We start from the raw sequence: 11671 nt of genomic DNA, 5'->3' as shown, positions 1-11671 counted from the left end.
TATTTTTTTAAATTTATAAATTTAAAGTTTTCAATTATGAACAAAAAGTTTCTAAGTGTGATCCTGTTCAGTGCCTTAATGGTTGGTGCTGCAGGTACATTTGTTTCTTGTAAGGACTATGATGATGACATCGAAAACTTACAGAAGCAAATTGATGAAAACGCTAAGGCTATAGATCAGATTAATAAGCTGATTTCAGACGGTAGCGTAATAACAGGGGTAGTCAAGGGAGCAAATGGCATCACTATTACTCTTAGCAATGGTAATTCTTATGAAATTACCAATGGCTCAAATGGCACAAATGCTGCAGTATGGAGCATCGGAGAGGATGGCTATTGGTATAAAGATGACGTAAAACAGGCTTATAAAGCCGTTGGCGAAAAAGGTGGTGATGGTTGCTACTATAAGCCTAATGAAACAACTGGGAACTTTGACATCTACAATGCTGATGGTACCTTAAAGGAATCTACCAATATCTCTTGGAAAGGTACGGGCATTACTGCTGTAGAGGATGGCAATGATGTGATTCTATACAATGTGACAAAGGCTGATGGAACGACAGGCAGTGTTACAATTTCAAAGACCAACAATTTGCGTAGCTTGGTTTTCATCCCGCAAGTGTATGTTGATGGTGTGCAGGGGTTGACTTATGATTCCTATGCTTATAAAGCACTGACTTTATCTGAAAAGGATTCTAAATCGGAAAAAACGACAGCTGCAGCTACCAGCACCACTATCAATCCGGTTGTCTATGCCGAATATCATGTAAATCCGGCCAATGCCAACGTTAATGAACTGAAAGACAAACTTTCATTCATGGTGAAACCGAACGTGGATTATATCAGTTCACGTGCTGCTGCTTCCAATGATTTTGCAATGACTCCCGAATTCGTTTCCTTTACGGACGGTATTTTGAAGGTCAAAGTCAATATCAAGGGAATAGCCGCTACAGAAGAAAAGATTTCTGTGTTTGCATTGAATGTAGAGAAAGAAAATGGTGAAGATGTTACTTCTGATTATGCTACAGTATTCAAGAAAGATTTGAGTGACTTGGCTATCGCTGACCCGGCTGCCGAAGCTGCAAAGAAAGGTATCGCTGATAAAGACGAGCACTATAGAACTAAAATTGCTGCTGTAGATGCTGACGCATACAATCAAAAGGTTGTTTGGGCAGAAGGAAATACTGAGGCAGAATCTAAAACATACTGTGATACCATTGTTGTTTACAACCAGAGCTTAGACTTGACGAAATGCGTAGAAGCTCATGAATTGGCATGTGAAGGTGGTGACAAAATCAAGGTTGCTGATTTGGAGAAACTTGGCCTGAGCTTTGCTTTTGATGTGGTAAAGAACTATAAGGTAGGTAATCCTGTAACCGATCAGGCAGACTTCGTGACTTTGGCTGATGGCGTTTTGACCCCGAAAGTGTATGAAACCGAAGGCCGTGCAGCTATTGGCCGTACTCCTATCGTACGTGTTCGTTTGATGGATGGCGAGAACCTTGTAAAGGTAGCTTACATCAAGGTATTCATTGCAGATGAGACAAGCGCTCCTGTTACTAACCAATATGAACTGACTATCGAAAACTTCAAGTATGATTGCGATGATGCTGCAGCTTCAAAACTGTCAACAGTTAAGGATATGAACGTTCAGGTATACAATGAAATCGGTTTGAGTAAAGAACAATTCCACGCAACTTATCCGTATTTCTACGACTATGGTGCAAACCAGACTCCGGCAGATTTGGGTACTTGTGAAGAAACAACAGATGCAGAAACTCAAGCTACTCACGTAATCAAATGGACTATCTCTAAAGACGCTTTGTGGGAAAATGCCAGCAAGCAGCTGACTCACCGTGTAAGATATTATGCAGGTGAAAATCAAACAGGTGCTTATGTTGAATTGGTACTGAAAGCTACGGTAGAAGATATCCAGAAGTCTTACAATGTAGCAAAAGCCGACTTCATCTCCAACTATTGGGATGCAGACAAAACTTATACCAAGTTTAATGTTGCCGTACCAAGTAGCACGACAGATGCTGACCCAACTCACTGTACATTTGTTAATGATTTGAATTCTCCGTTCACAACTTGGGCAAAGAATAGTACGGAAGGAACTCCGGGCGTACTGAAACTTGACAAAGCAGTGACTGGTATAGAATACTTCTTCTGCGCTGATGACATCAAGAATATCACTAAGATTGGTGATATTAATGTAGTCTTCACAACAGATGCAGATGGTACGACATTATACGCTACAGTAGGCGGCGTAAAAGAAGAGATAGCTGTTATTAACAATGCTGGTTCTACCGCTCCTAACACTGTAACCTATAACAAGAATAGTGCTATTGCCAAGCAATTGTTGAATACTGGCGCTATGTACACTTATATTGGTGCTACTGGTCGTGTATGCGATGATGAGACTAAGGTAGTTACTATTACATTTGATAATGAAGATCACTTCCAGGCTAATTTCATCCGTCCGGTCAACATTGCTGAACAAGCTGCTGATAACTTCATCGACGCTGTTGACTTTGGTGAAAAGGGTTCATTCATCCGCTTGGAAGACTTGATTGCTCCTTACGACTGGCGTGATCGCTACTTCAGTGACTATGCTAATTACTGGGGCTTCTACGGACCATTCACAATTACTGCCGATGTGGATAATGCAGAATGTGACTTGAACGGTGTTCGTCAGGCTGTTCCTGTAACGGTAGAGTTGAAAGCTAACACAAATACCACAATGGGTAGCGGTGATGATGCTAAGACTTCTCAGTATGGTTTCATCACTTACAAGAACAATGGTACTAAAGTTTCAGCATTCAATATCTACGTTAAAGTTACCGTAGAATATGGTTGGGGTACCATCAAGACTGATTTCATTACAGTTCCTGTAAGCTCTACTATCACTAATAACTAAAAGTAAACAAGTTATTAGAAGATAATAAATAAAAGAGTGGATATAGTCTTACAAAAGATTATATCCACTCTTCTTTTATTGTGCCTCCAATAATAAACCAACTGTCAGAACAAGTCTTGACTATTACACGTTGTTAAACACTTCCCAGTACCCCGATGTTCTACTGCCAATCCGAGTTATCAGTCCCTCCCGTTTAAGCAGCACTATTCTATTTTTTATTGTTCTCTCAGAAAGTTTTAGCACTTCACTCAACTGTCCAATGGTTATATATGGATCTTGTATAATTGCTTCCAATGTACTTTGGGCAATCTTTGGGCAATCTTTGGGCAATCTTTGGGCAACATTAGTTTCATCCTGCCCCATATTACTCAGTGATGTTCCGGTATTGTCCTTCATTCTGACTACATTACCGCATCCTTCATGTACGGGTATGAACATGAGGAAGTAACTGCGTTCCTCATCGGTTTCGATAGAAGCACGTGGTGAACCGTTTTTAGCCAGCCCATCTTGGATTGTAGGAATTCCGGTGCAGCGACCTTCTGTCAAGTCCAATTCTTTCAAGAAATCCCGATTACTTTCCACTTTATTACGATGCAGCAGGTCTTCTATGTTTATTGGCAGTGACATATAGTGTTCAATTATTTAATTCCACCAATGAGTATAGTCAGTATGGTGTATTCGTATTGCAATTTTCAATGCGAAGTTTCTCGCAAATATAAGAAATATATTCGTCTCCCTTATATTCATCTAATTTATTTATATTGCAGAATAAACCTTTTATAAATAAATTGGAAATGAATAGAAATGAAATTACCTTACAAGAGATGTTCTCCTCAGTCATCGGGGAACTCCGGGAAGGCGGCAGGTGGGGGACGGCACACATCTACCAGTCAGCGGTGAATGCATTCTCGGCATTCACCAAATGGCAACCGATGCCCATGCGCAGGCTGAGCCCGACCGTACTGAAGAGATTCGAAAACTACCTCAGGCAGAGGAACTGCAGTTGGAACACCGTATCCACCTACATCAAGACGGTACGCTCGGTGTATCATCGGGCGGTGGACAGAAAGTACATACGGTATGTACCCAGACTGTTCGAGCATGTGTATACCGGCACACGGGCGGACAGGAAGAAGGCGCTCGAGGCATCCGACATCAGCAGCCTGGTAAGGGAGACGGAAAGGAGCCTGCAAAGAGGGACGCTCCCAAACACACAGCAGAGAACAAGGATTTTCTTCGTACTCATGTTCATGCTCAGGGGCATACCCTTCGTGGACCTGGCGTACCTGCACAAAAGGGACCTGCAGGGGAATGTGCTGTCTTACAGAAGGCGGAAGACGGGACGGGCGCTGACCGTGTCACTCACACCCGAAGCCATGCAGATGGTCAGGATGGTGGCGAACAGGAATCCCGATTCCCCCTATCTGTTTCCCATTCTGCAGAGCGAGGAAGGTACGGAAGCAGCATACCGGGAATACCAGTCGGCACTCAGGGGATTCAACCAGCGGCTGGCAGTACTCAGGCAGTGCCTGGGAATGCAGTCGGCACTCAGCACCTATGCAGCCAGACACACCTGGGCCACAATGGCTTACCATTGCGAGATACACCCCGGAATCATATCGGAAGCCATGGGACACTCCTCCATCACGGTGACGGAAACCTATCTGAAGCCTTTCAGCAACAGAAAGATTGACGAGGCCAACCAGAGGGTAATTTCTTTTGTAAGAAGCGGAGCGTGTACAGTATAAAAGACGTTACTTCTTTTGATAGGATAGAATAGATTTGTTGCGCATTTTCCGGAGTCTTCAAAATGAGTTTTGAGGAACGGAATGGTGTTGTCTTTACGGAGCTCCCATTGGTGCTATCAATGGACTGTCATTCAACCTTTTGAACTGAAAAATACATACTTTCATTCTTTGAGAGCCTCATTTCATCCCTTTCCAACTGTCATCTTTCTGGACTTCCAATCCTCTTTCCAATATCCCAACGGACTGTTTTTTACTATTCCAAACAAAACCGGTCTATTTTCTCCTTATTCCCTGATTATTAACGAAATTAACAAGATTTCATTACCTGCGAAGTAACGGAATACTTAGTAACAAAAGAAGTATGCGAAAGGGATTCAAAATGAGAAATTATTCACTTTTTATTTTTTTAAATTTATAAATTTAAAGTTTTTCAATTATGAACAAAAAGTTTCTAAGTGTGACCCTGTTCAGTGCCTTGATGATAGGTGCGACAGGAACGTTCACGTCTTGTAAGGACTATGATGACGACATCAAGAACTTGCAGGAACAACTGGACAAGAAAGCTTCACTTGAAGAGCTGACTGCAAAAGTTTCGACTTTGGAGACGGCTATCAACGATGCTAAAACAGCTGCCAACGAAGCTAAGGGCAAGGCTCAGGAAGCTTTGGACAAGGCCGGTTCGGCAGAAGGTGGTGTTTCTGATGACGACTTGAAAGCTCTGAAGAAAGAACTGCAAGACCAAATCGACAAGCTGGCTTCTTTGGAGGCGGTAGAGACAAAAATCGCTGATCTGAAAAAGTCTTTGGAAAGCCAGTTCATTTCTGACAAAGAATTGAAAGAGCTTGCTAAGGAAGTCGAAACATTGAGTACTAAGGTTATGGCAATTATCGGACATCGTTTGACGAGCCTTACGCTGATTCCGACTACACATATCAATGGTATTCCTTCTATCGAGTTGTTAACACTGAAGTATAAGCCTCAGGTTTTCAAGGCAAATGTACATGAAACAACAACTGATGGAAAGCACAAGACACATCCTGTTTTGGACCACGTGGCAGCGGCTAATGCTGAATACCTCAGCATTTCTACAGAAAAGAATGAAGTAAGCTTCAAGATGAGTCCGAGTATCGGTGTGATGAAGGAGGATATCGAACTTCCTATGTTTGAATGTTTCAAATCTCAGAACATCACAAAAGCTGCTCCTGAACTTTCGCTGAATAAACCTATTCAGGTTGTGGATTATGAAGTAGACGGAGGCATTCTGACCGTGAAATACAAGAAAAATGTAAATGAGAATATCGGTACAACCGGTAGCGCTCACGGGTCAAGCAAATCTGAAACTTTCTGGATGGCTTCTTTGAAGACCCCTATTGCTGAGAAAAATTTTACAGATGCGGAAAAAGAAGCAGGCAAAGATGTATATGTAAGTTCCGAATACAGTCGTATTGAAGAATCCAATGTATATCCTTACCTGGCTAATGCGAAGGTTAAGTTTGATGGAACAACTATCAGCACAGATTTTGCAGAAGAAAAGCAAGGCGATCTTTACGTTCACTATCATGACTCTCTGTGCTTGTACAGATCAGGTAATGAAGAACTGGTAGACGTTAAGCAGCCATTTGATAAGCCGCTTGACTTGAGAACCTTGGTTACCGTATGCTACAGTTACGATGAAAAGGATCATTCCTCTCACAAGAAATTGGAAGAATATCCGGATTACGGTTTGGAATTCCGTTTTGCTTTGGCAAAAGCCAAGTATCTGCAAGGTGACCGCAAGACTGACGAACAGGAGTTCGGTCGCATCTTGGCTGACGGTTATACCCTGAAATCAGAAGTCTACGATGTTGATTTGAAAGATGATGAATTCTCCAAGACTTCTATCGGTCGTGAGCCTATCATTCGTGCAGAGTTGTGGGATAAGAATAAGGGTAACATGATTGCGGTTCGTTACATCAAGGTGCGTTGGACCGGTGAAAAGGACCAAACGATTGCTGCTATCACATTCCCGAACGATACTGTAACTTGCAAGGATATGTTCCAACAATTGTTCTCTAAGGAGATGAACGAGAAGATTTACCATATGGTTAAGTTTGACGGTGGACAGAGTATCAGCAAAACTCAATTCCATGCTATCTACAAAAAGATAGAAATCGTAGAACTGAAGAAAGACAAAAAAGTGGTAGACCTCACTAAATTGACAATTGCTACTGATGCAGGAACATATTGGAATGAAGGAACCACTCCTCAAGTTAAGGATGGAAAAGAAGCGATTGAGACAGTTAAGGTGGAGAACAAAGACATAACACCTGACCTTGTATTCGGATTCTTGTCGGATGCTCTTGACAACACTTCTTACAACCTGGTTTGGGCGATGAACCCGAAGACTGTAGGTACTTTGGCTTACGATGCGGCTACCAAAACTTATGCTTCTGAATTCGAAATTACAGTTAGATATCTTGATGAAGCCGGTTTGAATGGTGATGTTAAACAGACATTCAAGCAGAAGATTGTGGTTCCGGAACAGAAATTTGCATACCAAGGTACATTCTGGAAGGGTGGTACCGGTGCAGGTGTCTTCAATGTGAACCCGATTGTTTACAACACAACAGATGACGGTGGAACACAGAAAGCCCCGCATGTATATCCGGGTACTGCTAACGGCTGTTCACTGAAAGACTATAGCCACATCGAAGCTGACTTGGTTAACGGTTTCGTTTATGCTGGCACTAAAGAAAAACCGAAGAACCTGGCTCAATTCATCAAATACATCCGTAGTTGTGCAGAAGTTAAGTTTATCTTCGATGCAGAACGTATGAAAAATGCAGAAAAATATCCGCACTTGGCTAAATTTAAAGTTAGCAATGATGGTGAGCAATTGTGGAAGACAACTGTAGGTGGTGCGTTGACTGATGCTGAGAAGGATGCCACTACGACTGAGGTAAATCATAACATTGGTATGTCAGACAAGGGTATCTATGATTACATACAAACTGATAACAACTTGGCTGCTACTATCAACAACTTGATGGGAGCTAGTGCAAATGAAAACAAAACGAACCTGCTTTGGAATTACGATGAAACCTTGGGTAATACTCAAGACCAATGCTCAAGTATCATCCGTTTGCACGAAACAGACAAGTTCCATGGTACTGCAGCTGCTCAAGAGTTGATAGATACGGAAGTTCCTGTAAGTTTGGTTGTTGAATACAATGACTACAACAAAATTCAAGTTCTTGACTTTGATGTATTCTTCATTGAACCGTTGAAGATTGACGGTACTATCAGCGACAACTTCGTTGATGCAGAAATTGACGGTAGCTTCTTGAATGTAGGCAAGAACTTCACATTCACCGACTGGAATGGCTATAAAGTAGCTGCAATTTCCGGTACTACAGGCAATGACGTTTACGCACATCCGTTGTATGACTACTATGGCGTAGACAAGGTTAGATTCTTGACTGAGGATACCAAGACCAGCTTGACTTGGAATGAGGAAACTCAGACATATGAGCACAAGGAAGGTACAACCGATGGCAAGATGCCGACTAACGCTTCGTTGAAGATGATGACTTGGAATGAAAATCAAGCAAAATCTACAGCAACTCCTGCTGAGTCTAACCCGACTCACTTGGCATACTTCAACAACCACGGAACCCCGGTTAATGTCGATTACAACTTGTTTGTAACTGTAAACGTTGACTACAAGTGGGGCTCTTTGGATAAAGAAAACCTGAAAGTACTCGTCAAGAAGGCTGAAGGTACTCCAAGCACTAAATGATTAAGAAGAAATTCTTGATATAACCCTAAATTAAAAGGACGTCCGTCAAGGACGTCCTTTTTTCAATTCTATAATATGTTTTGATATGAAAAGAATACTATATATTTCAATCATCTCCCTTGGGACTGCTTACCTGTCTTCCTGCAAAAATCCGAAAGCAGCACATCCATTTCATGGAAAATTCGTCACGGAAACCGGTATACGATTCGACCTTCGTGCAGACTCCACCACCCTGATTCAATATGATGATTCCAGTTCTTACGAGGGTACATGGAAGGTCTATAATCAAGGAGATACACTAAAGTATGCCACTATTGAGTTTGCCGGTTACTTTAATTATTATTATCTGCGCAATGGTAAACTCTATCGCAATGAGCATAACATGAAACGTCAAGTTCTTGGTGAAGAAATTAAATATCAAGATTAAAACAGAAAATGGCTATTACTATTCCTCTATTCTGTTGGATGGGGAAAAGAATAGCCACTTCATATGACACTCAACCACACATTTCCAATAATAATCGTTTTATGATTATCGTGATATTTTCCTCATATTTGCGTGTAAACTCAATAATCATCTGAAAAATCCATTCGTTACAAACGGTTATGTGTCACCGAAATATTTCTGTTGATAAAATGATACGAAACCCCAAAAGGATTTCCTCTTTTTATTATCCTTCTCTCTTTACCTCAATCCACCTTCTGAAGAAAGGATCATCCAGTTCATATCCCTCGTTACGTATCACATATCCTTGTTGCCCAAGTCGCTTCAAACTGCTGAAAGCGGTACTTGGAGAATCAATACCGACCCCCTGTAGAAAAGGAAGACTGGACGGAGTCCCCATCTGCATAGTTAAGCCTATCAAAACTTTTTTATCTGTTTTATTGAAAGTGCTCCATAACCGTTCATAATCCATATCGTGTACATGGGTCAACTCTGTAATGGCAGTTTCCACCAAGGTATCACTGTAACCGTTTTGTTTCCAGTTATTCCATGTCTGGTAAGCCAGTTGCTGGGTGTAATAGGGATGGCAATTAGTGAACGACAGAACACTGCGGCTTATCGTTTCAGCATCCATGTCTTGACCCAAGAGAAGAAAGCCATTCTTAAGAAACTCATAGAAGTCATCTTGAGGAATCTTACCCAGCTTCATCAAATATCCAAAATGATAGAAAGGAGATTTCTTTTTTTCGAAGATTTCCTGCATCATTGATTCCTGGCTACCTAAAAAAATGTAGTTGGCATGGTTGTAAGCCTGTAGAATAGACCGCAATTTCTTATCCAGATTCTTGTCCAATGTGCGTATTTCTTGGAATTCATCCAGTACTACAATCGGTTTCTTGTGTGGATTCTTCATTCCCAATTTATCAATCAGTGTGAATACATCCTCTAACAGAATGAACCCGTCCATTGACGGCTGAAATGAAACTTCTATGCCGTCTGTCATAGGATTGGTTGAAATGGTGGGAATAAAACGAAAGTGGGTAATGAGATGCTTCAAACGTTCCATAGGGCATTGCTGAAGCACAATCCGCAATAATCGTGCAGCAAAGTCGGCAGTATCTGTTACCAGTTGCAGGTTCAACTGAAAAGCAGGACGTGACAATCCTTTCGTTACTTTTTGGACGAGGCTGGTCTTGCCGAAACGCCGTGGGCTGATAAGTATCAAGTGATTCTCACTTGCAAGTATCTCTCTTACTTTTTCCTGTTCCGCTACTCTATCCGTAAAGTATTCACCGTCTACAATGGTACCGAATTTAAATGGATTATTCATATTGCGATTTTTTTCGATGCGACTTTTTTCGCAAATATAAGAAATATATTTGAGTTCATTCTGAAAGACTGGTCAAAATGAAGAAATACATTATAAGTTTCTGTTTTTCTTCATTTTATTGTATATACTTGTAAGGTAACCACTTTATAAATAAAAATGGAAATGAACAGAAATGAAATTACCTTACAGGAGATGTTCTCCCAGTCCATCGGTGAACTCCGGGAAAGCGGCAGGTGGGGGACGGCGCACATCTACCAGTCGGCGGTGAATGCATTCTCGGCATTCAACAAGGGGCAACCCATGCCGATGCGCAGGCTAAGTCCGACAGTATTGAAAAGGTTCGAGAACTTCCTCAGGCAGAGGAATTGCAGCTGGAACACCGTGTCGACCTACGTCAAGACGATACGCTCGGTCTATCACCGGGCGGTGGACAGGAAGTATACAAGGTACGTGCCCAGGCTGTTCGAGCATGTGTACACCGGGACGCGGGCAGACAGGAAGAAGGCGCTGGAAACAGCGGATATCAGCAGCCTGGTGAGGGAGACGGAAAAGAGCCTGCAAGGGAGTTCACGGCCCAATACGCAACAGAAAACAAGAATCTTCTTTGTACTGATGTTCATGCTCAGGGGGATTCCTTTTGTGGACCTGGCCTATCTGCATAAGAGGGATTTGCAGGGGAACACCCTGTCCTACAGGCGCAGGAAGACGGGGCGGGCGCTGACCGTGTCGCTCACACCAGAGGCCATGCAGATGGTAAGGATGGTGGCGAACAGGAACCCCGACTCGCCCTATCTGTTTCCCATTTTGCAAAGCGAGGAGGGCACGGAAGCGGCATACCGGGAATACCAGTCGGCACTCAGGGCATTCAACCGGCGGCTGAGTATACTCAGGCAATGCCTGGGGATGCAGTCGGCACTCAGCACCTATGCGGCACGACATACCTGGGCCACAATGGCTTACCATTGCGAGATACACCCCGGAATCATATCGGAGGCCATGGGCCACTCATCAATCACGGTGACGGAAACCTACCTGAAGCCTTTCAGCAACAGGAAGATTGACGAGGCCAACCAAAGGGTAATTTCTTTTGTAAGGAGCGGAGGGTGCACGATATAAAAGACGTTACTTCTTCGGGTGGGATAGAATAGGTTTGTCACACATTTTCCGGAATCTTCAAAGGGAGTTTTGAGGGGCGGGGCGGTGTTGCCTTTACGGAGTTCACAGCGGTGATGCCAATACGCTGTCATACAATCTTTTGAACCGAAAAACATGCATTTTTATTCCTTGAAACCTTCATTCCGCCACTTTCACCCTGTCATCTTTCACGAGTCACTGTCCGCTTTCCAATATCCTGACGGGCTGTTTTTTACTATTCTGTACAAAACCGGCCTGTTTCCTACTTATCCACTGATTATTAACGAAATTAACAAGATTTCATTACCTGCGAAGTA

At 42.5% G+C, this 11671-nt stretch carries 7 protein-coding genes; 5 read left to right on the top strand and 2 right to left on the bottom strand.

Annotated features, from left to right (window positions below; translation table 11 throughout):
- Positions 1-78 precede the first annotated feature (78 nt).
- Positions 79-2919 (top strand): DUF4988 domain-containing protein, encoded by a 2841-nt coding sequence (locus tag DW039_RS09955; RefSeq protein WP_243635021.1) that lies wholly within the window; start codon positions 79-81, stop codon positions 2917-2919.
- A 123-nt stretch (positions 2920-3042) separates the two neighbouring features.
- Here the strand turns inward: DW039_RS09955 and DW039_RS09950 are convergent, their stop codons facing one another.
- Positions 3043-3546: a winged helix-turn-helix transcriptional regulator gene (locus tag DW039_RS09950; protein ID WP_120381897.1), complete on the bottom strand. Its 504-nt coding sequence runs from the start codon at positions 3544-3546 to the stop codon at positions 3043-3045.
- A 167-nt stretch (positions 3547-3713) separates the two neighbouring features.
- Between DW039_RS09950 and DW039_RS09945 the strand changes: the two genes are divergently transcribed.
- The 3 genes from DW039_RS09945 to DW039_RS09930 all read left to right on the top strand — a co-directional run bounded on the left by DW039_RS09945 (position 3714) and on the right by DW039_RS09930 (position 8872).
- Positions 3714-4667, top strand: a complete 954-nt coding sequence (locus tag DW039_RS09945; protein WP_117703771.1) for a site-specific integrase — start codon at positions 3714-3716, stop codon at positions 4665-4667.
- Positions 4668-5103: 436 nt separating this feature from the next.
- The gene (locus tag DW039_RS09935; RefSeq protein ID WP_117704067.1) at positions 5104-8445 is read left to right on the top strand and encodes a hypothetical protein; all 3342 of its coding nucleotides are present in this window, start codon (positions 5104-5106) and stop codon (positions 8443-8445) included.
- An 85-nt stretch (positions 8446-8530) separates the two neighbouring features.
- Positions 8531-8872 carry a hypothetical protein gene (locus DW039_RS09930; RefSeq protein WP_117704066.1) on the top strand — a complete coding sequence of 114 codons (342 nt, stop codon included), beginning with the start codon at positions 8531-8533 and terminating at the stop codon, positions 8870-8872.
- A 244-nt stretch (positions 8873-9116) separates the two neighbouring features.
- Here DW039_RS09930 and DW039_RS09925 read toward each other — a convergent pair whose 3' ends face one another.
- Entirely contained in the window at positions 9117-10220 is a 1104-nt protein-coding gene (locus DW039_RS09925) for an ATP-binding protein (protein ID WP_044469078.1), read from the bottom strand.
- A gap of 162 nt (positions 10221-10382) precedes the next feature.
- Between DW039_RS09925 and DW039_RS09920 the strand changes: the two genes are divergently transcribed.
- Positions 10383-11336, top strand: coding sequence for a site-specific integrase (locus DW039_RS09920; RefSeq protein ID WP_044469077.1), 954 nt, complete (start codon positions 10383-10385; stop codon positions 11334-11336).
- Positions 11337-11671 lie beyond the last annotated feature (335 nt).

The organism is Bacteroides sp. AF39-16AC (genome assembly GCF_003602735.1).
Classification (GTDB): domain Bacteria; phylum Bacteroidota; class Bacteroidia; order Bacteroidales; family Bacteroidaceae; genus Bacteroides; species Bacteroides uniformis.
This window is presented reverse-complemented; position numbering and strand designations above follow the sequence as displayed.

Excerpts from the sequence above, each read along its gene's own strand:
- DW039_RS09955 (WP_243635021.1), top strand. The coding sequence starts at position 79 with ATGGTTGGTGCTGCAGGTACATTTGTTTCTTGTAAGGACTATGATGAT.
- DW039_RS09950 (WP_120381897.1), bottom strand. The coding sequence starts at position 3,546 with ATGTCACTGCCAATAAACATAGAAGACCTGCTGCATCGTAATAAAGTG.
- DW039_RS09945 (WP_117703771.1), top strand. The coding sequence starts at position 3,714 with ATGAATAGAAATGAAATTACCTTACAAGAGATGTTCTCCTCAGTCATC.
- DW039_RS09935 (WP_117704067.1), top strand. The coding sequence starts at position 5,104 with ATGAACAAAAAGTTTCTAAGTGTGACCCTGTTCAGTGCCTTGATGATA.
- DW039_RS09930 (WP_117704066.1), top strand. The coding sequence starts at position 8,531 with ATGAAAAGAATACTATATATTTCAATCATCTCCCTTGGGACTGCTTAC.
- DW039_RS09925 (WP_044469078.1), bottom strand. The coding sequence starts at position 10,220 with ATGAATAATCCATTTAAATTCGGTACCATTGTAGACGGTGAATACTTT.
- DW039_RS09920 (WP_044469077.1), top strand. The coding sequence starts at position 10,383 with ATGAACAGAAATGAAATTACCTTACAGGAGATGTTCTCCCAGTCCATC.